This window comes from Paenibacillus sp. M2, assembly GCF_046713495.1.
In the GTDB taxonomy this organism is placed as follows: Bacteria; Bacillota; Bacilli; order Paenibacillales; family Paenibacillaceae; genus Paenibacillus; species Paenibacillus amylolyticus_B.
Genome location: NZ_CP169648.1, coordinates 3,904,812 through 3,928,345, shown reverse-complemented (window position 1 = coordinate 3,928,345; position 23,534 = coordinate 3,904,812). Strand labels below are relative to the sequence as shown.

Annotated in this window: 16 protein-coding genes; 12 read left to right on the top strand and 4 right to left on the bottom strand. The window is 45.8% G+C overall.

Translation table 11 applies throughout. The annotated features are described in order from the left end of the window. Positions 1–187: 187 nt before the first annotated feature. Both poxB and ACETMN_RS17580 read left to right on the top strand, forming a co-directional pair. Entirely contained in the window at positions 188–1,915 is a 1,728-nt protein-coding gene (gene poxB, locus ACETMN_RS17585) for a ubiquinone-dependent pyruvate dehydrogenase (protein WP_411734841.1), read from the top strand. Between the two features lie 323 nt (positions 1,916–2,238). Continuing rightward, the gene (locus tag ACETMN_RS17580) at positions 2,239–2,994 is read left to right on the top strand and encodes an SDR family NAD(P)-dependent oxidoreductase (RefSeq protein ID WP_091019431.1); all 756 of its coding nucleotides are present in this window, start codon (positions 2,239–2,241) and stop codon (positions 2,992–2,994) included. 109 nt (positions 2,995–3,103) lie between these two features. On the opposite strand, the gene ACETMN_RS17575 is transcribed toward ACETMN_RS17580, so the two are convergent. The 4 genes from ACETMN_RS17575 to ACETMN_RS17560 all read right to left on the bottom strand — a co-directional run bounded on the left by ACETMN_RS17575 (position 3,104) and on the right by ACETMN_RS17560 (position 6,556). After that, positions 3,104–4,288 (bottom strand): MFS transporter, encoded by a 1,185-nt coding sequence (locus ACETMN_RS17575; protein ID WP_091019429.1) that lies wholly within the window; start codon positions 4,286–4,288, stop codon positions 3,104–3,106. A gap of 231 nt (positions 4,289–4,519) precedes the next feature. Then, positions 4,520–4,804: an ArsR/SmtB family transcription factor gene (locus ACETMN_RS17570; protein WP_036613842.1), complete on the bottom strand. Its 285-nt coding sequence runs from the start codon at positions 4,802–4,804 to the stop codon at positions 4,520–4,522. Positions 4,805–4,974: 170 nt separating this feature from the next. After that, positions 4,975–5,316 (bottom strand): ribosomal protein L7/L12, encoded by a 342-nt coding sequence (locus ACETMN_RS17565; protein WP_256975299.1) that lies wholly within the window; start codon positions 5,314–5,316, stop codon positions 4,975–4,977. 40 nt (positions 5,317–5,356) lie between these two features. Then, positions 5,357–6,556: a cytochrome P450 family protein gene (locus tag ACETMN_RS17560; protein WP_091019428.1), complete on the bottom strand. Its 1,200-nt coding sequence runs from the start codon at positions 6,554–6,556 to the stop codon at positions 5,357–5,359. 189 nt (positions 6,557–6,745) lie between these two features. Between ACETMN_RS17560 and ACETMN_RS17555 the strand changes: the two genes are divergently transcribed. From ACETMN_RS17555 to ACETMN_RS17510, 10 genes are all read left to right on the top strand, one after another. Next, positions 6,746–7,723, top strand: a complete 978-nt coding sequence (locus tag ACETMN_RS17555; RefSeq protein ID WP_091019601.1) for an aldo/keto reductase family oxidoreductase — start codon at positions 6,746–6,748, stop codon at positions 7,721–7,723. A gap of 420 nt (positions 7,724–8,143) precedes the next feature. After that, positions 8,144–9,244, top strand: a complete 1,101-nt coding sequence (locus ACETMN_RS17550; protein WP_091019424.1) for an ATP-binding protein — start codon at positions 8,144–8,146, stop codon at positions 9,242–9,244. Continuing rightward, a complete protein-coding gene (locus ACETMN_RS17545; protein ID WP_091019423.1) occupies positions 9,232–11,685 on the top strand; it encodes a DUF5682 family protein in 2,454 nt (817 codons plus the stop codon). Before ACETMN_RS17550 ends, ACETMN_RS17545 begins: the two co-directional genes overlap by 13 nt. Then, positions 11,670–12,893, top strand: a complete 1,224-nt coding sequence (locus tag ACETMN_RS17540) for a VWA domain-containing protein (protein ID WP_256975297.1) — start codon at positions 11,670–11,672, stop codon at positions 12,891–12,893. The genes ACETMN_RS17545 and ACETMN_RS17540 overlap by 16 nt, the downstream gene beginning before the upstream one ends. 19 nt (positions 12,894–12,912) lie before the next feature. Continuing rightward, on the top strand, positions 12,913–16,467 hold the full coding sequence (locus ACETMN_RS17535) for a DUF4132 domain-containing protein (RefSeq protein ID WP_091019421.1): 3,555 nt from the start codon (positions 12,913–12,915) through the stop codon (positions 16,465–16,467). Positions 16,468–16,471: 4 nt separating this feature from the next. Continuing rightward, entirely contained in the window at positions 16,472–18,304 is a 1,833-nt protein-coding gene (locus tag ACETMN_RS17530) for a hypothetical protein (RefSeq protein WP_091019419.1), read from the top strand. Positions 18,305–18,311: 7 nt separating this feature from the next. Then, complete coding sequence (locus ACETMN_RS17525) at positions 18,312–18,569, top strand: hypothetical protein (protein ID WP_411734840.1); 258 nt, start codon at positions 18,312–18,314, stop codon at positions 18,567–18,569. 218 nt (positions 18,570–18,787) lie between these two features. Further along, complete coding sequence (locus ACETMN_RS17520) at positions 18,788–19,330, top strand: sigma-70 family RNA polymerase sigma factor (protein ID WP_091019415.1); 543 nt, start codon at positions 18,788–18,790, stop codon at positions 19,328–19,330. Between the two features lie 13 nt (positions 19,331–19,343). Beyond that, positions 19,344–20,750, top strand: coding sequence for a DUF4179 domain-containing protein (locus ACETMN_RS17515; RefSeq protein WP_091019413.1), 1,407 nt, complete (start codon positions 19,344–19,346; stop codon positions 20,748–20,750). A 174-nt stretch (positions 20,751–20,924) separates the two neighbouring features. Further along, complete coding sequence (locus ACETMN_RS17510; RefSeq protein ID WP_091019412.1) at positions 20,925–23,432, top strand: WG repeat-containing protein; 2,508 nt, start codon at positions 20,925–20,927, stop codon at positions 23,430–23,432. Positions 23,433–23,534: the final 102 nt, after the last annotated feature.

The following is a 23,534-nucleotide window of genomic DNA, read 5'->3' as shown; positions in this document are numbered from 1 at the left end:
TTGACAAACGGATTTTTTGGCATTTTTGTTGTGGCTGGAATAAAGGTTTAAGGGGCCGGTTTTGTTTCATATATCCAGACATACATATTGGGTTGGTTCGGTTTTCAGAAGATTGGGGTATAAGAATAGGTATATTAACCGAGTGGAAACATAATCAAAATGAGCAATTAAAGGAGACCCACCTATTATGAAAAAAACAGTCGCGGACGTTCTGGTTGAATCCTTATTGAACGCTGGCATCAAACGCATATATGGCATTGTTGGAGACTCCTTGAATGCGGTACTCGATTCCATTCGTCGTTCGGGGAAGATCGAGTGGATTCATGTACGGCATGAAGAAGTAGCTGCATTTGCTGCCGGGGCGGACGCTCAGGTCAGTGGAAGTATCGCTGTCTGCGCAGGTAGCAGTGGTCCTGGTAATATGCATCTGATCAATGGTCTGTACGATTGCCACCGCAATCGTGTTCCTGTACTCGCCATCGCTGCACATATCCCAAGTGACGAGATTGGCAGTGAATATTTTCAGGCGACCCATCCGGAGTATCTGTTCCAGGAATGTAGCGATTATTGTGAAGTCATTACAACAGCAAAACAGATGCCGCGTTCTCTGACGATGGCCATTCAGACAGCAGTGGCACGTTCAGGTGTGTCCGTCGTTGTTTTGCCGGGGGATGTAGCAGGACTTGAAGCAGCGGATCTGCCTGTACCTGAGCACGTGTATCATGCGACTAATCCAGTGGTACATCCTTCTGAGCCTGAACTTGTGAAACTGGCGGAATATCTGAATCAAGGCAAAAAAATTACCTTATTGTGCGGTGCAGGCTGCGCGGGCGCTCGGGAGCCCCTTATGCAACTCTGTGATCGTTTGAAATCCCCGATGGTTATTGCGCTACGAGGCAAGGAATATTTGGAGTATGAGAACCCTTATTCCGTGGGTCTTACGGGTCTAATTGGGTATTCATCCGGTTATCATGCCATGATGGACTGTGATGTACTATTAATGCTGGGGACGGATTTCCCATATCGTCAATTCTATCCCGAAGATGCGAAAGTCCTTCAGGTCGACATTCAATCTTCCCATCTGGGTCGGCGCACGAAGCTGGATTACGGCGTATGTGGGGATGTAAAAGCGACCATTGAAACCTTGCTTCCTTATCTGACAGAGGAACACAGTGACAAACATCTGCGTAAAAGTGTGGATCGTTATGTGAAAGTACGTAAAGATCTGGACGAGCTGGCCGTTGGAAAACCGGGTAAAAAGCCCATCCATCCGCAGTACCTGACCAAAGTCATTAGTGATGCTGCAGCTGAAAATGCCATCTTCACCTGTGATGTCGGTACGCCGACAGTATGGGCGGCCCGTTATATCGAGATGAGCCGCAACCGCAGGCTGCTCGGTTCATTCAGTCATGGTACGATGGCAAACGCTTTGCCACAGGCAATTGGCGCTCAGGTCGCTGATCCGGGCAGACAAGTCATCTCGTTGTCGGGTGATGGTGGTATTACGATGCTGATGGGTGATCTGTTGACACTGAACCAGCATAATCTGCCGATCAAAGTTGTGGTGTTTAATAATGGAGCACTCGGTTTTGTTGAGCTGGAGATGAAAGCTGCCGGATTCCTGGAATCGGGAACAGAGCTTGTCAATCCCAACTTTGCGATGGTTGCTCAAGCCATGGGCATGGAAGGCATTCGGGTTGAGGATCCGGATGAACTGGAAGGAGCTGTACAGCGTGCGCTTCAGCATGACGGTCCTGTGTTGATTGATGTGGTGGTGAATCGTCAGGAATTGTCTTTGCCACCGAAGATTGAGTTCAAACAGGCGGAAGGATTCACCTTATGGATGATGAAAGCTGTGCTCAACGGACGCGGTGACGAAATTATTGAATTGGCAAAAACGAATTTGCTGCGTTAAAGTGTTTTGATAAGCGGATATGCACCGTTTGAAGTTGTAGAGATACTGACTTAAAAGATATTGTATATGTAAAAGAGGAGCATGCAACAAGGCGTAATAGTTGTGTGCTCCTTCAATAAAAATGCTGAAAATGTGACGCGTGATATAGTATGAATGTATATTATATGATTTGTTTTTATGTCGAAAGTCTATTAGAATAGGTAAAGTCAGGAAGGTTTTATGCCATTTTTGACCTACATATGGCAATATTGCATGTACGTACGTTTCATATCGTATTCATCGATCCAATCACAAGATGACACACACCCATGGAGGAGATCAACATGAGTCACGCAGGAAAAGTAGCCATTATCACTGGAGCAGGAAGTGGATTGGGCCAAGCAGCGGCGCTAAAGCTGGCTGAGAAGGGCGCATCCATTGTCGTCGTGGATCTTGTCGAAGAGACAGGACTTGAAACGGTTAAGCAGATTGAGAAGCTGGGAAGTAAAGCTATTTTTGTAAAGGCAGATGTGAGTAAAGCACCTGAAGTTGAGAATTATGTGAAAAAAGCAGTCGAAGAGTTCGGTCGAATCGACATGTTCTTTAATAATGCAGGGATTGCGGGTCCTGGGATCAAGTTGATCGAACATACGATCGAGCAGTTTGACCAGATTATTGATATTAACCTGAGAAGTGTATTCTACGGGTTGAAGTATGTGATTACGGAAATGCTCAAAACAGGTGGGGGTTCCATTGTGAACACGGCCTCCACAGCTGGTATTGTTGGTGTACCCGCAGTCGCACCTTACGCAGCAACCAAACATGGTGTGGTGGGCTTGACTCGCACAGCTGCGATTGAATATGGCAAGGACAACATTCGTGTAAATGCGATTGCGCCAGGTACTATTGAGACACCGATGGTTGTTCAGTTTGGTAAAGACAACCCTGAAGTGTTCAAAGCAACGGTTGACAGCATTCCATCTGGACGTCTGGGAAGACCTGAAGAGATTGCTAACCTGGTTTCCTTCCTGCTTGGAGATGAAGCGCCGTATATCAATGGTGCAGTATATCCGATCGATGGTGCAGTTACGGCCCAATAAGAGTTCTGCTTATCCTTAATAGAATAGTCGTTAAAATGTTTAAAGAGAGGCCTCTGTATGCATACAGTGACCTCTCTTTTTGGTTTGTCTGTTGTACTACGAATTCATATCATGCACTGTTGTGCGATGTATTGGTTTGTGTACTTTTGAAAGGCGCTGAACGATACGAGCTTATAACGATGATGATGGCAACAGCAACCCCGACAGCGCCAATCCAGGTGATGGATGACAATGAAACGCTGCTGACAGCAATTCCACCAATACCTGCGCCGGAAGCCATCGCCAGTTGCATCACCGAACTGTTCAGGCTTAGCATAATGCCAGAGGATTCCGGAGCCATGGTGACCAGGTTATATTGCTGAGTTGGACCCGAAGACCAAGCGGCAAAAGACCACAAAATCAGAACAAGGAAGACAGCGAGATGAGAGCTTGCTGTTATATTCAACAGGACCAGACTCACGATATGCAATGTCATGCCTGTGATCAGCGTTCGTTTGACACCCAATCGGTCAGCACTGAATCCTCCAACTTTTGAACCGATCAGACTAGCTATGCCAAATGCGAGTAAAGCTGAACTGAGTAGTGCTTCGCTCATTCCTGAAACGGATACAAGATAAGGTGAAATGTACGTGTAGGCAATGGAATAACCACCTAACCAGAAAAAGGTCACCAGCAGTGCCAGTACAATTCGTGGCTGTTTGAGCAAAGACAGTTGTTTCTTCAGTGGAACAGGGGCTTCTGCTTTGGAAGACGGAATGGCGGCCGCAATTACCAGCATGGCGAGGACTCCAAGAACGGCTATGCCGGCAAAAACGAGTTTCCAATCCCAAGATGCAGCAACGAGCCTTCCGAGCGGAACACCAACAATCAGAGAAGCCGTAAATCCAGTGATTACTGTGGCGATTGCACTAGCTTGTTTGCCCTCAGCCGCTATTTGGGAAGCGACCGTTAATGCCGTGACAACAACAACGCCCGCGCCCAAAGCCATCAACACGCGTGCTGTGACGAACAGTCCATAACCCGGCAACAGATAGGCAAGAACATTAGCCGCAACGAATAGACCGAGGAAGTATAGCAACAGCTTGCGACGGTCCCAGCGCGAAGTCAGTGCAATAATGACAGGTGTACCTAGCGCATATACGAGTGAAAAAATCGTAATGAGCTGTCCGGCAGCGATTAAAGAGATATTCATGGTATCTGCAATGCGATCCAAAATGCCGGCAATGACATATTCGGACGTTCCTACAAGGAAACTGACCAAGGCAAGAACATAGATTTTGAGCGTAGAAGACATGGAAACATAACCTCTTTCTGATTATAATTATTATATTTTTAGAAATATAGAAATAAAGACGATAGAACAAGACATGAATGCTCTGAATGCAACCGATCTACGAACGGTGATGTTACTACCTAGATAATGAATAATGGTATAAGCGTAAACTTAAGTGACCTAGTTCTACTAATAAATATCGTGCGTTGTTTCAATATTTCTAATTATATAGAAATATAACTCAATTTTTTTTTATTTATTTAGCAGATAGGGAACAAACTTTTGTGCGGTCTCCGTGTTCAGGCTGTAGTAGATATAAGTACCTTTCTTCTGCGATGTAAGCAGGCCGCAATCGGACAGCTGTTTCAGATGATGAGACAGAGTCGATAGGGCAACCGTAACAAGGCGGCTCTCCAGATCGGCAGGACACAGGTTGCTTTCGCCCGATAAGATCTGAATGATTTTGTACCGTGTTTGCTCGCCCAGTGCTTTATGAATTTTGACGACTTGTTCAATCTCATTCGAGTTTGATTGCATAATGATCCGTCCTTTCGTCTTTATTTCTTATTTCTAGTAATATAGAAATACAGTAGCATATGTCATTTGAAAAGTAAACTCTCGGACGAAGATTCCATAATTTCTACTGCGTCTGTGTTAACAGCCGAAAGTCTGGAGTAACTTCCCCCGAGAGTTATGTGAGTTGTATATTAAAGATCCAGTGCATCGACATAGTCTTTGGCTTCCTTCAACGAAAGACCTCTGGCCTCGCGTAGTCGTTTGATCGCCATAATTTTTTTCCCTTGTTGTATAAGTGTAAGCAGCTCCAAATCCAGATCAGTTTGACCCGGTGGGTTTGATTGGGAAGGAGATGCTTCCTTGGGCGACAAGGTGTAATTGAAATCGGAGCGGGCGCTGACGGTTGAACCGTTCTCCAGGCGCTCCACATCTCTTTTCAATTCATTCAATTGGCGTTGCAGGCTGGTGACTCGAACCAACAATACAAGGATCAGAAGCGACAGAACGATCCATACCAAGGTGTTCATTTCCATGATGTCATGTGCCTCGCTCTCATTTGTTCATATTTGGCCATTATTTAAGTTGAACCGGGATTTCCTTGACACCACGAACAATCATGCCAGGTCTCCATTCCAGTTCATTCACATCTGCCTGAAGCTGTATATTTGGAAAACGATTCAGAAGTGTGCTGACTGCAATCTCACCTTCCAGACGAGCAAGCGGCGCTCCGAGGCAAAGATGAATGCCTTTGCCAAAAGCCAGGTGTGAACTTTTTTCGCGGGTAATGTCGAAGATATCAGCATCCTTAAACTGCTGTTCGTCCCGGTTGGCGGAATCAAGCGCAACGATGACAAGTTCACCTTGAGCAATATGCTGTCCACGGAATTCAATATCTTCAAGAGCCCACCGGGATGTGCTGAACTCCACCGGTCCGTTATAACGCAGCATCTCTTCAATCGCATTGTGAATAAGCTCGGGTTGCTTGATCAGCAGTTCGCGTTGCTCAGGGTGCTCCAGCAGGGCGAGAATCCCATTGCCGATGAGATTAACGGTTGTTTCATGACCAGCAATGATTAATAAAGAGACAACGCCAAGCAGTTCTTGTTCAGTTAACTGCTGCCCGGATTCTTCTGCAATGACGAGCTGGCTGATCAGATCTGTGCCCGGGTCTTGACGTACTTTGGCGAACCAGGCCGTAAGGTAATCCGTAAACTCCTTGGAATGCTGCTCAAACAGCTCAGCGCTCTCGGCTGTGGAAGCATCAATTACCGTATTGGACCATATGCGGAATTGATCACGATCCTGGGCAGGGACCCCCAGAATTTCACTAATAACAATGATGGGCAGCGGGAAGGCAAAGTCATCGATCAGATTCATTTTTTCCTGTGACGGGAGGTTGTCCAGTAGATCATCAGCAATGTGCTGAATATGGCTTCGCATGTTTGCAATCAGTTTGGGCGTGAACGCTTTCTGCACCAGTCCGCGAAGACGTTTATGATCTGGCGGATCGGAGAACAACATATTATTCGAGAAAATGCTTTGATTGTCAGCGCCGTAACGTCGGACCATGTCTTTGCTGAAGCGAGGATCTTTCAGAATCTGGACTGCATCCTCGTATCGGGTAATCATCCAGCCGAATTCTCCTTGAGGAAACATGACTCGGAAAACGGGCTCATCTTTTCTTAACTTTTCATACACGGGGTAAGGGTTATGCGAAAATTCTTTCGTGAAAATTCCTGACTTTGAGGATTCGTTGGGTTCATTCGGGTTCAAATGCAAAATCTCCTCTCATATTCCTAGATAATACCTGCACCCTCTATATATTCAATACATAAGCTTTTGAAACCTTGTTTTTGGTCCAAGTGGATGATTGAGCAGGAAAATAGAGGAAGATGGAAGAAGACATGGTAGATAGAATTGGTTATTATGCTTGATAAAAATGAAAACGAGGTGAACGCTGACATGTCTTACACACAACTTCCTTTGCATCAACACCGGATTCCGGCAAGTCGAATGGTTCTTGGCTGTATGCGTTTTGGGGGCGAATGGGACGGGCTCCCCATTACTTCAGATCTTGTCGTGGAGGGTCATCGAGCGGTCGAAGCGGCTATCGAAATAGGTATTAATCACTTTGATCTGGCGGATATATACACACGTGGTAAGGCAGAGCATGTATTGGGGCGAGTTTTATCCGAAACTCCTGGCTTACGTGAACAGATCATTATACAGTCGAAGTGTGGCATACGTCTTGTGGGTGATGATGAAGGACCGCAGCGTTATGACACTTCAGGTGCACATATCCTGGCGAGTGTGGACGGTATCCTGGAACGGCTCGGGATCGATTATCTGGATATTTTGCTGTTACACCGTCCTGATCCGCTCGCCCATCCGCAAGAAATTGGAGACGCACTGGCTGAGCTGCATCATTCCGGTAAAGTGCGCCATTTTGGTGTGTCCAATATGGGTTCTGAACAGATTCGCCTTCTTCAGCTTCATAGTAAAGTACCCCTGATTGTGAACCAGTTGGAGATGAGTCTGGATAAAATCGGATTCGTAGAAGCCGGTGTGACAGTTAATCGGCCCCAAGCCAGAGACAACGTGTTTCCCTATGGCACGATGGAATATTGTCAGGCAGAACATATTCAACTGCAAGCTTGGGGTCCCCTTGCTCAGGGGCGATTTACTGGCAGGATCGTCGAGGGACAACGCTCGGAGATTGAGTATACGGCTCAACTGGTAGATCGAATGGCCAAGGAACGTGGGGTGACACCTGAATCTATTGTACTGGCTTGGTTAATGAAGCATCCGGCAGGGATTCAGCCTGTCATTGGTTCGATTCGACCAGAACGTATTCTGGCCTGTCGTGATGCAACGAATATTGAGCTTACCCGATATGAGTGGTACGAGCTGTATTCAGCTTCATGCGGGCGTAGAATGTAAGTAGGGAATTCTGAGAGATTGGTTAGTTTCGATTAAAATTCATAGATGTTGGGTGAAATTTGAACATATAGAAGACACAGGCTGCTAATGGCCTGTGTTTTCTTTGTGATATTCAGCTTCATTTGGTTGAAACACATGATCGAAAGTGTAATGAATCCTGAGGTCATATGGCCTACAATGCGTTTACATGGGTAATAAGCATGCTGATTCGGATCCGAAACCAGTGTGTTGGCAAGGTTGTAAGGATATTTCACCTGCATATTTGCGCTAGAGGCTATGTCCATGGACTTAGGGAGAGTGCTGATAAGAAGGACGTTTCAACCATTTTTAACGTTTTACGGGGTAGTTGTTCAAGGGCTGTGATAAAATAATAGGAATAAGAACATACGATCTGTTTAAGTGAGAGGAGACACCTTGACGATGGAGATGCTTAAGCCACCCGCCGAGACATTATACGAGGTTGAATTACGCGCGCTGCGAGAGGAAGATCAGGGGAAACGCCCCCCGAACTGGCTGTTATCTCCCGCCTATGTGCGCGATTTTATTATAGGCAGGGATAAGCCTGCATTATTGAATGGAGAAGAGATCCCGATTACCCGCAAATTCTATGGCAATGACGTGTTAATTGAACGTGCAGTGGTTACTCTGGCAGGCAATCGAGGATTAATGCTCGTGGGAGAACCCGGGACAGCCAAGACCATGCTTAGCGAACTGCTGACCGCAGCAATCTCCGGAACCAGCCTGAATACGATTCAGGGTACGGCAGGCACGACGGAAGATATGATCAAGTATTCCTGGAATTACGCCATGTTGCTTGATAAAGGCCCTTCGGAAGCGGCACTTGTGCCATCACCGTTATATAACGGAATGAAGAAAGGCATTCTTACCCGTTTTGAAGAGATTACACGTTGTCCCGCCGAAGCGCAGGATAGTCTGATTAGTATTCTCAGTGACAAGGTCATGAGCATTCCTGAACTGGATGGCGGTGTACTGTTTGCCCAGCCGGGATTTAACGTTATTGCTACAGCCAATATTCGGGATAAAGGTGTAAACGAGATGAGTGGTGCCTTGAAACGGCGGTTCAATTTCGAAACGATCAAGCCCATTCATAACGTGAAAATGGAAGCCAAAATCATTGAATCCCAGGCACGGAGCCTGTTGTTACATAGTGGAATTGATATTGAAATTAACCCAGACGTGGTTGAATTGCTGGCTACAACATTTATGGAACTGCGCACCGGCATGACACGGGAAGGTTACAAGCTCGATACACCTCAAGCCTCCATGAGTACGGCAGAAGCAGTGTCTGTCTATGTCCAGAGTGCGATGACTTCCTATTACTACGAAGATAAGGCTATTGCGCTGGATCGGTTAGTGCAGAATATGCTGGGGACCATTGCGAAGGAAAACGACAAGGATCTGTCCATTCTCAAAACCTACTTCTCCAAGGTTGTTAAAGAGCGCTCCAGGGAAGAAGGAATGTGGAAGGACTATTATGAGGAGAGAAAATGGATCGGTTAACAGCAGTTCGGGACCCTGATGTTGATCAGTTACAATCCTTGTTCAAGTCCCATGTGTATAACCTGAGTAATCATACGGTCTATTATCCAATACGACACCATAGCCCTGCATGTTCATATCACTTATTACGATTAATCGAAGAGTACAAGCCGGATATCATTCTAATCGAAGGACCGGAGAGCGGTAATCCATTAATTTCGGTTCTGAGTGATGAGGCAACCTTGCCTCCAGTCAGTCTGTACTACACCTATGAGAGTGAGTTGCAGAGAGAAGCCTGCTATTATCCGATGCTTCGTTATTCGCCTGAATATGTAGCTTTGAAAGAAGCAAAACGGCTGGACATTCCGGTGAAGTTTATTGATCTGGACTATCAACACTTCTTCACTCGTGCATCCAAATCCGGCCAGACAGAACAAAAGGAGATCTCCATCCAGGACGAAACCTTGCTTGCGGGGTCTGATTTCATTAACCGGTTGTGTCAAAAAACAAACTGTCGCAGTTTTGATGAATTGTGGGAAAAGGTGTTTGAGATTGGTGGACTGGAGAAATCTACTGAGGCATTCGTGCGGGATGTATTCACGTATTGTACTTTATCCCGAATGTGTTATTCCACGGAACGATTACAGTCTTCAGGTGATCTGATAAGAGAAGCACATATGAAACAACGTATTAAACAAGCGGTGCAGGAGCATGACCGTGTGCTTGTCATTACCGGTGGATTTCATACGTATGGATTGTTGATGTCAGAGGAACATGAAACAGAATTGGAACAGCCAGAGATGGATAAACAGCATGCAGACCAACGTTCGGATGGACAAGGTAAACCAGGTACGTCTCAACAAAGTGCGGTTCACCAACAGATGTATCCGATGGTCTATACTTTTGCTGAAGCGGATCGGCTTAATGGATATGCAAGCGGCATGCCATATGTGAATTATTACGATCAGATCTGGAACCAGCTGCTTCGCAAGAAGAGTACACCGTACAATCTAACGGCTCTGGACTTGTTATCTCGGCTGATGCGCAAATTACGGGACGGTCACGAACATGTATCAACCAGTGATGCAATTGAGGCATACAGCATGATTCAGGGTCTTGCCGGGCTTCGAGGAAAAAGGGAAGGCGGCGTCTATGAGTTGATGGATGCAGCACTCTCTTCCTTTGTGAAGGGGGAACTTACCCTAGCGACCGATAAACCGCTGCAAGAGCTTCAGCAATTATTGACAGGAGACGTCATTGGAAGCGTAGCTCCCAATTCATTCAGTATTCCCATCGTGGAGGACTTCAAGGTCCGTTGTACAGGACACAAACTGCAGATCCGCACAACAGGACAACACAAGAAAGTGCTGGATCTGTATGCGAAACCGGAGCACCGTCAGATCAGCCAATTGATTCAATGCATTACCTATCTGGTTCCGGAATTTGCGAAACGGCAATCGGGGCCGGACTGGATCGCAGAACGGGACATGAATCTCGTGCGCGAAACCTGGGTTTATATGTACTCATCCCGTATTGAAGCCAGATTGATAGAAAACTCTCTTTATGGCGGAACACTTGCTGGAGCAGCCACACGCAAAATGGAAGAACAGATGCAAGACATACCGGATCATCATAGCGGTGAACTTGCCCGACTCATGCTTCAAGCGTTGCTCATGGGACTTCAGGACACAGCGATGAAGCTTTATGAACAGGTGCGCTCGGCGCTGAGAACCGATGGGAACTTCCTTTCCTTATGTAACAGTCTGCATGTCTTGAACCGAATTCATCAGCACCGCAGGCTACTGGGATTATCTGACGAGCAACAACTCCCTGAGCTGGTATCTGAGGCTTACAGGAATGCCGTAGACAAGCTGCTACAGCTCTCCAGAGCCAACCCGGATGAGCATGAAGCCATTATTCAGGGATTGAAGTTACTAGCCATGCTCGCGGAGTCATCAGAGGCGCATTTTCAGGATGAGACATTCCGAATACATCTAAATGAGCTTCTGTCGGATCACCAGCTTCCGGCTCAGCTGGAGGGTGTGTGTGTGGCTATTTCCTCAGGGCTCGGCGACAGGCCCAGAGATGAGATTGTTGATCGTGCTCGCGGTTATATCCATGGTACACCGGATCAGACCCGTCAAACGGCACTTTTTTTACAGGGAGTATTCACTGTAGCACGTGATGCTTTTTTATATGAGGATCAGCTCTTGTCTGAGTTGAATTATCTGATTGAACATCTGTCATACGACGACTTCATCAGTATGGTACCGGAATTGCGGTTGGCATTCACCTACTTTACACCAATGGAGACGGGCTTGATTGCCGAGCGGGTGGCGAGTCTGCATCAGGTTGAGCCAGAGGAAATGTTGAGGGCAGCAGTCGATGAACAGATGCTGATTCAGTCCAAGACGTGGGATGAAGCGCTTCGAAAGGAGTTTACCGCATGGAAGCTAATATGAATGAAGCGAATCGGAGCACGGACGAAACCAGAGAAATCAATGAAAGTTCCAATCCGGATGGAAGCAACCGAGGGGATCAACATTCTGCTGAAACCTTAAATCGATGGCGTCTGATTCTCGGTGAATCCGCTGAAGAAGGGTTGTGTAATACAGACCAATATACTTCGGCTGAATTTCAATATACGGAAATCGATGAGATTCTGGGGTATCTCTATAACCGTGAATACGGTGAAGAACAAGGTTATCGAAAAGAGGGAGGACGCGGTGCGTCTAACCTGACTGTACCGAAATGGCTGCACAAGGTCAGGGATCTATTCCCCAAACCAACGGTCGAAATATTGGAGAAACAGGCGCTTGATCGTTATGGGCTGACAGAATTGTTAACGGACAAAAAGTTGCTTGAATCCCTTGAACCCAACATGAATCTGCTCAAGAACATTATGCAGTTCAAAGGACGGATGAAAGGTGAGGTGTTAAAGAGCGCCAAGGATATCGTTCGAACCGTGGTTGAAGAACTCCGCAGCAAGCTGGAATCTCAGACTCGAGCCAGTATCATGGGCAAGCGCAGTCGTTATACCTCCAGTTCGGTACGTTCCTTGCGCAATCTGAATTTCAAACGAACCATCACCAAAAATTTGAAAAATTATGATAAAAATAAGCGCAGATTTGTGATTGATCGTCTCTATTTCGACGGGAATATACAGCCGCATAACAAGTGGAACATTATTATTGGTGTGGACGAAAGCGGCAGTATGCTCGATTCAGTCATCTACAGTTCGGTGATGGCCAGCATCTTCTATCGCTTGAATGCGCTGCGCACGAAATTATTCATTTTTGATACACAGGTGGTTGACCTGAGCGACAGGCTGGAGGACCCGGTAGACGTGCTCATGAATGTACAGCTCGGCGGGGGGACACATATTACCAAAGCGTTGCGTTACGGCGAGACGTTAATCGATAATCCAGGCAAAACGATCTTTATTCTTGTCAGCGATCTGGAGGAGGGCTATCCAATCGCGCAGATGTACAAAGCGTGTAAAGATATCATCGATGCAGGATGCAAATTGCTGGTTCTCACCGCACTCGATTTTAACGGGGATTCAGTCTATAACAAACATGCAGCACAGACGTTGACCAATATGGGCGCACATGTAGCAGCAATTACCCCAAACGAGCTTGCGGATTGGATTGGCGAGATCATCACTTAAATTTGAGGAGGAATGTGTAATGCTTACCACAGACCGTGCAGTAGAAACATTGGTGGAGAAATTCGCAGTAACTTGTTCAAACGAGTATTCATTAAAAACAGATCGAAGCTCCGAAATTATTGATTATGTCTTGGGAACATCAGACAAGTTCCCGGATATGTTGGGAAATTCGAGTCATTATGTGTATCAAACGATTGATCTGCTCATGAAGCTCGCCAAAAAAGAGGACGGCGACATCTTTTACCGTGCCGGGGCTATTGTGATATATCTGGAATCGACTTATTCCAAACGAAATACATGGAGAACGGATGCCTTTACCATCTGTATGGGAAATGATTCAGAAGCCTACGGCTTAAGCGGGAAGAGCAAAAGTTCTGATCGCATGGGCGGGTTGTTGGCCCGGTTGGAGAAGATCAAACAGTTTGCGGGCGAGAACGAAATTCTGGCTGAATTGAAGAGTAAATTAAAACGTGCCCAGTGGCTTTTTGATTCCAAAAAAGCGGACAGTCAGGGGAATTATCGGGATGTCATTAATGCATTAATGCTCCTGCAACTATATTCGAAGCTAAGTAATACCCCTTCTCATGCAGAAGTTGAATCTTCTGCTCAATCGTTGCCAGCGTTGTTTCAACATGTGATGGCTAATGATCCAGATCAGTTGCGGGAAGAGCTACATACGTTGATTGAACCTGTAGTGGTCAGTAATATTCAAGGGAAGCATAACGGATCTTCCCAAGAATTGAAGGATGAATTCCTCAAGCAAAAGCGTAATCAGCTCATAGCGGAGCTATATCCCAATACGTCTTTCTCTCCAAAAGAGCAATGTTCACAAGCTGTATTCCATCAAACGATGGTACTGGTGAGCAGTGCCTTGTTGTACCTGATTAACATTAGTGGAGGTAAACAACGTTTTCTTGATGCAAATAGTGAGATTGGGCATGTTTTGCTTCACACCCTGCATCAGTTACATGAGATTTATCCACTTGAAGTTCGCAGTTACCTGCTAAGTATGGACCCGAGAGCAAAGAGTCCAAATGATCTGCTTGCTGGACTTGTGCCTCTGGATGAGCCTTATCAGTTAGTTGAAATGTTGCGGGACGAGCTTAATTCGTACACGGTATCCTGGAACATGCTACAATCCGCGATCGCAAATCGTCCTGAACAAGCGATTCGAGCATACGAGATTATCAAACCGCCATTCCTCAAACTTTGCATTCAGAAATTCATGGAGGATCAAGGATTGGCATTGCCTAATGCGGAGGAGTCAGTGGAGCAAGCGGTATTCAACGCTCTGCGGCATCCTTTGGACGGGGGACGTCAAGGAATTGCGATTGCAAGATATTTAAGTGGGGAAAACACCCTTGAAGAATATTGGGAGGACCCGAATAGTCGCGGGTTGTTTAATCAACTGAATCGGGATAAGAAGCGTGTTCACAACCTCATTAGTATTAGTTTTCTGCCCTTGGACTCAGAGGCGATGCGCAGGTTCGCAATCCTGACCACTCATCCTGATTGGACGCTGGATATTGTCTCAGACATGTACAATTCTTACGCGTTTAGTGGAGAGCAGCTTCTTCAACGTTATGGGCAAGATCCTGAGGTGAAACGTGAGAAATTGCTAACGAGCCTGATCTCACTCAATGGCATGACCGACTATAGATACAAATCCATGCCACATGACGAATACCGCCGAATCATTCAGCAGAATCTGGACTATGCACTGACACAGTACAAGAAACTGCCAACGGATACGCGTATTTTAATTCTGGAGATTACCTTTGAACAGCGTGATGAGTTATCGAAGAAAATATTGGCCGAAGCGATTCGTGCTGGACTACAGGATTCGTCCAAGAAGGCGAGCGGCGTGGCTTTAGCCGAATTCAACCGGATTCCTGATCAGGACTTGTATACGCTCGTATACCTCTCGGAGAAAAAAGCGGGAATCAAAGAGATGGCTCTGACTGCAATCCGAAGTCTGGAAAACAGCAAGGAGCTGTACGGTGAGCTTTTGAAGAAAGAGAAGGCAGCGGATTGGAAGGACCTGATTCAAATTCTGCTGGATACCGCAGATCTGAGCCCAGAGTATGCTCATGCTGCACTTGCTGATCAGGCAGATAACAAAAAGCTGTCCAGACTAAGTTGGTTGTCCCTGAAAGATCTCCCTTCCCTGATGCGAACAGAGGACAATCAGCCGTTAGATGACCGAATTAAGCTATATGTTATGGTGCAATCGCTGGATCACACGTCAGGACCCAATGAAAGATTAAATGAATTACGGGACTACGTAAGTGAGGCATCACTCGTTCGTTTTGCAAGTGAATTGCTTCAGGTCTGGATTCAGGAAGGTGCCCCCGCGAAAGAAAAGTGGGTGATGTATGTTTCAGCACTTTTTGGCGATATTCAGATTGTAAATATTCTGACTCCGCAAATTAAGGAATGGACAGAAAACAGTCGTGGGGCGATTGCAGCAGATGCTGTGAAAGTGCTTGCTTATCTGAAAGATCCATCCGCTCTTATGGCGATTGACAAAATCAAACGTGGCGTGAAGAACCGTCAGGTGAAAGGTGCAGCAGAAGAAGCATTGCAGCTTGCAGCCGATAATATGGGACTTACCTCGGAACAACTGGAAGATCGACTTGTCACTACACTGGGTTTTGATGAAAAAGGAACCATGCAGCTGAGTTACGGAGAGCGCTCCTTCCTGGTTAAGGTCAATGGAGACTTGCAAGTGGTTGTTCTCAATGAAGAAACGGGCAAATCCGTGAAGAGTCTGCCTGCTCCTGCACAGAAAGATGATGCTGATCTGGCAGCACAGTCCAAGGCACGTTTTACACAGCTGAAAAAAGATCTCAAATCCATGGTTAACATTCAGGCGCAGCGTCTGGAAGAGTCATTGTCCAAACAACGTCTGTGGTCTGCCGATGAGTGGAAAGCCTTGTTTGTACAAAATGTCATTATGCAAAAATTTGCTGTTGGTCTGATCTGGGGAACGTATGAGGATGGCGCACTGATCAGCACCTTCCGTTATATGGAGGACGGCACATTCAATTCCGTGGATGAAGACGAGGTTGATCTGCCTTCGGGTGCGCAGGTGGGACTTATACATCCGTTGGAATTGGATCAGGTAACGCTTGAAGGTTGGACAACGCAGTTGGAGGATTATGAGATCAAGCAGCCATTTGAGCAACTGAATCGTGAGATTCACCAGCCGGAAGATGAGGATAAAACGAAGAATGAATACGATCATCTGCCTGAGTCTGATTTCTCACCAACGGCTTTCCCCAAAGCACTGGAGAAATATGGCTGGATCAAAGGGCCGGCACAGGACGGCGGCTGGTATCATGAATTTTATAAAGAGTACGGAGATCTTGTTGCAGAATTACAATTCAGCGGTACGAGCATCACGTATTACGAGGGATTGGATGACATTACCCTGGAATCCCTTCATTTCTTCAAACCGAATAACAAGCAATATTATTACTATGGGGACAACAAACCGATTGCTCTGGGCAACGTTCCAGGTCGAGTATTCAGTGAAACGATCTACGATATATTGAGAGCAACGGGGCGTTGATGACGTGAGTGGATTCAAAGAGAAATTCCGAAGTTTTTCGAAGCTGTGTACAGAGGATTATCTGATTCGGTATGCCAACAAAGGGTTGTACAAAAGGTCTTTGAAAGAGTTGGACAATGGTGTAAGTGTAACGTACAAATGGAATGAATCATCTGTGAGTTGTCAGCTCAGTGACGGGACACAATGTACGCTTGAAAATACGCTGGATCATTGGAATTGTTCCTGTCCGTCAGAGCATATCTGCAAGCATGTGCTGATCGCAATTCTATATGATCAACGGGAACATTTGTTAGAGGATTCGATGAGTGCAGATGAAAACCATGTGCTGGATAAAGACTCAGGGATTTCGGATAACGATTCGTTGGACGCATCAAAAGACGTATCAGTAACAGAATCAGTATCAAACTCCGCATCAAATAGGGATGATTCAAACGTAGTTTCGCATTCGCCATCTCTTGAAATGGAGTCTCGCTTTCACTGGATGACGGAGTTTGACCTTACAACACTGATTAAATCGTATAGCTCTTCCATGTTGGAGGAAGTTGTATTCCGCCTAAGGTACCCTGAAGAGGTGAAGATCATCGTAGATTCACTTCTTACGGTACAGCTAACAAGTCAGGATATGGAGGTGTCTTTTACCGAGGAAGCCAGTCTTGCGAAAGCTCTTTGCAAGTTGCCGCAGACAGCCGGAAAGATGGCCAAACTTGAAGCTTTGCTACGATATCGTTCGCTAAAAGGGCTGGATGATACGGATGCATTAAGTGGAAGGGTGTACGAAGCCAAGTTCTCTCTGCAGACGGTGCAGGAATGTCGCATGATGCTCGCAGGATTGTTGAAGACGGGACTGGCCCGCCTTCCTCAGTCCTACATGGCACAACTGGAGACTTTGGCAATTGCAGCTCATAGTGGCAACCTGCCTGACATAGAACGCAATTTGCGAGGGATTCAAGGGGAACTACAGTTATTTTTTAACAGACATATACGTTTCTCCATGCAATCCATGTTGGATCGGGTAAGCAAGCTGTATCTTGCACTCCAGGTTCTTGAAGAAGAAAAGGTACCTGTCATTCAGCAGAGTCAGCTCATTGGCAGTTTTCGAAGTAAATACTTTACGGTTCCTTCACTTCACCTGTATGGACTGGGAGCTGATGCGTGGGAGACACGATCCGGTTTCCGTGGAATCACCTATTACTTCTATTGTTTCGATGATGAGGAAATCTACACCTATAGCGATGTACGTGCTGTATATTATGATGATCAGCAGTTCTCATATACAGAGCATTATGGTGCATTCACACCATGGTTGCCTAATCTGACCTTTCGCCAGTTTGTGGGTGAAGAAGTTCAATTCCATTCCGTTAAAGTGAATGAAGAACGCCGGATCTCTTCCGGGGAAGGTGCCAAACTTGCGATTTTGCCACGAACGGGTGTGGAAACGTTGAATCTGGGCAAAACCATGCAAGATGTAAACTCTGTACTTCAAGAGGAATCGCGATCGTTCGACTTGTTTGCTGCTCCCAAAGAACGATTGGCTGTGATCAAAGTTGCTCGAATTGTGGACCATAACTTTGTCAAACAAACGCAGGAGCTTGTCCTGACAGTTGAGAATACCGAAGGGGAAAGACTGGCACTCACTCTCCCGTATTCATCGGACTGGCAGGCGATGATCCAAAGACTGGAGTCAGGATATGGTTCCCAAACACTTGAACACTTCTATGCCTTTGTGCGTGTGGAACCCAAACGGATTAGCCCAATTAGTTTCCTGAAGGGTCAAACGGTGCTCAGTCTGAAACTGGATATCGGTAATGGGAGGATGGGCAGACTTGGAAGAATATAATCAGTTCATGCAGAGAATTAACGGCTGGTCAGAAGAGTTGCTGCTGCGCGGGTTATCCCAGTTTACGATCCGGGATATTGAGGTGCTTGAGCAGCTCGCAGCGGAATCCTCGCGGTTGCAGATGAGTTTCCTGTATGAGTTGTTGAATCACCTCATCAAGGAAGGGCGTAGCGTGGCTCTTGGACAAGGTAATGAAGAGTTGCTGTTATTTCAGTATTGTCGTCTCACCCAATATGTACAGCTCAGTGTGCAAGAAGAGGCGTAATATTGGTTAGTATTCCAAGCGAAGGCACATGAAGCGATATGATGTAATAAATAAGATATAGTATAGAATATAGAAGATTTGCAGAAGGCCTCTAGGTCACTGCAAATCTTTTTTTATCGTGGAGTAAGTAAAAGTCATTTGCCAAACGAATATAGGTAGGAAGCACGGATCAACACGAGCATTCGTGATATGAGCATGGAAGGGAGGGATACATAATCGTGGAAGAAGAACAGATACGGAAGGCAGTAGTGAATCGTGATCCTGAAGCCATGGAATGGGTGATGAACCACTACGCAGGTTTGTTATGGAAGATTGCTTATTCCATCCTACATCATGCATCGGCAGAAGAGATTGAAGAATGCGTAGCAGATACATTTTTTGCTTTTTGGCAGAATCCGGATGCATTCCAATCTGGGCGAAGTAGCTTGAAAAATTACCTTGCAACAATCACAAAACATAAAGCGATTGATCGCTACCGGAAACTTAATCGAAGAACTGAGCTTACATATGAAGAGGAGATTCATTCGGTGCAAACGGATGATTTGTTGGTTCAGATGATTAGTAAAGAGACATATACGGAACTTAATCAAATGATTGACTCTTTTCCAGAACCGGAACGGGAGATTATGAAACGTCGGTTTTACGAAGGACAGAGACCCCATGAGATATCGGAAGCGTTGTCCCTACACGTTAGGCAAGTCCATAACAAGCTTTATCGCTCCAGGCAACGATTGAGGACATGGTGGATGAACAGGAAATAAAGGAGGCGATCAAATGAGAAAATCCGACAAAGAATTCACTGAACAGAACCTTTTTAACATTAAGAAGTTGTTCTATGATAAATTGGCGCTGAATGAACCATCAACCGTTACGAGATCAGATTCATCATTTTATCCACCTGTATTATATCCATCCGCACAGACCAAGAAGTCCATGAATAAAAGAAAAAGGTATCGCAAAGCCATCTATATTCCTGTAACCGCTGCGTTATCGTTATGTCTTGTTACAGGGGCAGCTGCATCCATGGGCATCATTGACCTGCCTTCTATTCTTCATTTTCTAGGTGCAGATCGGATTGGCATTCTTCAGCCTGTTCATCAGGTGAGTGAAGATCAAGGGATTCGAATGGAGGTTATAGGTGCTGTCAGGGACGGAGATACAACGGAAATCTATGTTTCTTTGTCAGATCTGACGGGGCAACGTATTGATGAGACGCTGGATGTATATGATTACAGGGTCACCGGAGGTACTGCAAACAACGCTCAGATTATTCATTATGATGAAGCTAACAAAACGGCTATTGTCCGATTCCTCATTCAAGGAAAAGTCAGCAAAAATCGGATTACCGTTCAGATCAATACGCTAATGTCAGGTACATCTCTTCAAGATGGTTACAACGTACAAGTGGACTGGGAGAAGTTGCTCCAAGAAAAGCAAAACAATAACTATGATATCGTGGATCAAGATCGTATAAGTGGCTTGGGAGGTAAAACCGATATTCATTTGGAAAATGATCCAATTCCGGTACTGCATCAAGATGTAACGAATGTCCCCGTTTCCGGTATTGATTGGATGCATATTTCCAATATGGGTTTTGTGGATGGCAAGTTACACATTCAGATTAATCCGGATAATGAGATTGGCGAGTATAATCATGGATATTTCTACTTCACGGATGAGCAAGGTCGAAAGCTCGATATACCTGAATATTCCGTTAGCTATGGACATTATATGAAAGATGGGGTCGGGTATGGAGGAGATTATGAGGAGTTTGTGTATGATCTGTCTGCTGTTGACGAATTAGATAAGCTGAGACTTCAAGGCAGCTTTACGAGTATTAGTGAAGTTGTTCAAGGGAATTGGAAAACGACCTTTAACTTGAGTCAAAATGGTTTGAGTAAAACAGGAAACGTTCAGCTTGATGCAAATGGAGCCTCACAGGCAAATGTAACCCTCTCCGCAGTTGGCGTCACACTTACAGGTGAGGCTCGGAGCAAGATTCGCATGGAGAATCTGAGTATTGAAGTTCACCTGAAGGATGGTACCAAGTTGACTGGCAAATCTGGTTTCCTCCAGCTGGATCAGGATCTCATTAAGTGGATATCCCCTAAGACCATTCCGGTGAATGATGTGAGCTATCTGCTACTCAATGGGGAGAAAGTAACTTTGCAAGATAGATAATATGAAAAGTGAATCAAAGAATCGGGGGGTAAATGCGATCAGAAGTTTGTTCTGTCATAAGAGTGGTAAGTGTGAGTATTTTTTAGTTCAACTTATATAAAATGAATTACATGTCATATCCCGATTTATGAAGCATACCATTAGGCGAATGCGGTCATAAGGGAGGAAACTGAGATGTCCATGAGCGAACCGCTGTTAACGCAGATTGTGAATCAACATATCCCGGCTGGTGCAACGGTCGTCACTATTGATAAACCTGTTCAACATCCAGCGATCTACGCGGCAGATCTTACCGGTGATGGTATGCCAGAGATTGCTGCAGTCTACCAGTTGAATGGTGAGCTGTACCTGCTCATTCTGAAATTTGTTCAAGGACACTGGATCAAGATGGCACTAATCAAGGGATTGGGGTACGGGGTGACTTTAATGACTGCAGCCCCTGTAACTTCAACGGCAAGGAATAATCTCATTATCGGTTGGCGGATTGGTTCTATTTGGTCTAAACTTGCCGTATATGAGTGGACGGAATCCGGGCTCAAAGATCTGGCGCCTGACGATTTATACTATAGCTATGCAGAGATTATAGATATGCCTGGTCCACATGGTCGAGATGGCAAGGTGGAGATTGCACTCTGGATTCATGATACAGGGGAAGCCTATCGTGTGGAGATTATCCGATGGCAGAATGGGAAATGGGTTCCTGCACCGGATGTATATGCAACCTATTATCCCAAAGTGGTGGAATATTACGAGCGACTAACCCAGCAATACCCTGATTATATCTTTTACTGGTATTACCTTGCGGATGCTCAGTACCATGCCGGCCAGTATCCGGCAGCACTCGCTTCCGTTCAGAAGGCACTCAGTTTCCCGGAAGCGTATCCTTCCAGAGAGGTACTACAAGAGCTCGAAAAGAAAATTAAGCAGGCGATGGTACCTATAAGCCATGCCCGGGTAACAACGTGGTTATATCCAATCTCCGTTCGAACTACGAGTGGGACGCGTTGGGGGTATATGGATGCACAAGGCCACATTCGGCTTGAGCCGGTATTGAATGACGCGCAAGCGTTTCAGCCCAATGGGTTGGCTGTGGTTGTGAAGGATGGTCGAGCCGGTGTGATTAACCTTCAGGGGCAGTATGTCGTTCAACCTGTATACGATTCCATCAATTCCTTTTACGAAGAACGGGCGATAACCATTGATTCTCAAGGATTTAAGATGATTAATGAACAAGGTATAGTCCTGACCAAACGGGCGTACCCGTATATCTCGAATATGAACGACGGTCGAGCTTTATTTTACGATTCAAACCCTGGTCAGGCAGATGGTTCGGTGAGTCGGTATGGTTATCTGGATGCGTCGGGCAATGAGGTGATACCTGCACAGTTCGCTTCGGCGAATGATTTTCAAGATGGTAAAGCGGTTGTGCAGATTAAGGACAATGAATATGCGCTCATTAATCGCAATGGACATCGGCTCGCAACGTATCCATATGCCTATGTGGGACCACTGGGGGATGGACTGCTTGCTTTTCAAAAAGAAACCTCGGGCAAATATGGATACATCGACGAACGGGGTAATATTCGCATTCAGCCCAAGTTTTCATCGGCATTTCCTTTTAGCGGCGGGCAAGCGATTGTTAATACAGCAGAGGATTACAAATCGAACTATGGTGTCATTAATACGGAGGGATCGTTTATCATTCAACCCGCCTATAATGACATCCGCGAACTAGGCGAGCATCGTTATGCGCTGGGGCAAGCAATTAATCCGGAGCAGCCTTACATTGGCTCTGTATACGCGATTGCAGATACCAATGGCAGAAGACTTACGGAGTTCCTATATCGCGAAGTAGGTAATTACAAAAACGGCCTTGCTTCCGCATCGGATGGAAGACAAACCTATCTGCTGGATCTGAGTGGAAGACCTGCCGCTGGGTATCCGCATGTAGAAGGTTCGGGTACGCTGGAGGTCGTGGCACCAGATCTGATTAAGGCCTATGTAGACCAGCGCTTATCGTATGTGAATCGGGCCGGACAGATCATCTGGCGGCAAAATACAATCGTTCCGCTTCATCCGCCGTACCGTGTACGCGAAGAGAAGTACAAACCAAACAGGGACTACCTCGTATATTATCCGCAGGTGGAGGGATTAACGAACCAAGCGGAGCAGCTTGCGCTGAATGCCAGGTTGAAGCAACTCTCCCAGGTTAAACCGATCCCTGCGGATCAGCAGCTGGATTATACGTATACAGGGGATTTTGATATTACGTTTTATCAGCAGCAATTATTGCAATTGCAACTCACAGGTTACAACTACCCGGCTGGTGCAGCGCATGGTATGCCTACGATGATCTATGCGATTATTAATCTGACGAATGGTCAGTTGTATGAGCTGAAGGATTTATTTAAGCCGAATAGTGACTACGTAAAAGTGTTAAGCCAGATTGTGGGGGATCAGATCAAAAATGATCCTCAATACTCTTATGTGTTTCCAGACACTTATACGGGCATTAGTGCGGATCAGCCGTTTTTTGTTACAGCGGATGCTCTGCATCTCTACTTCAACCCATATGATATCGCGCCCTATGCGGAAGGGTTTCCAACGTTTACGATTCCTTTTGTGCAAATCAAGGATATCATTAATACAGAAGGTTCGTTCTGGAAAGCTTTTCATAGTTGATTGAGGGTACAGCCAACATTTTAACGAAAATATACGCAAAGGACGTTAAGGCACAAAGACAGCGGATTTTTCCTGCTTTAAGCAACTGTCCGCTAATACTTA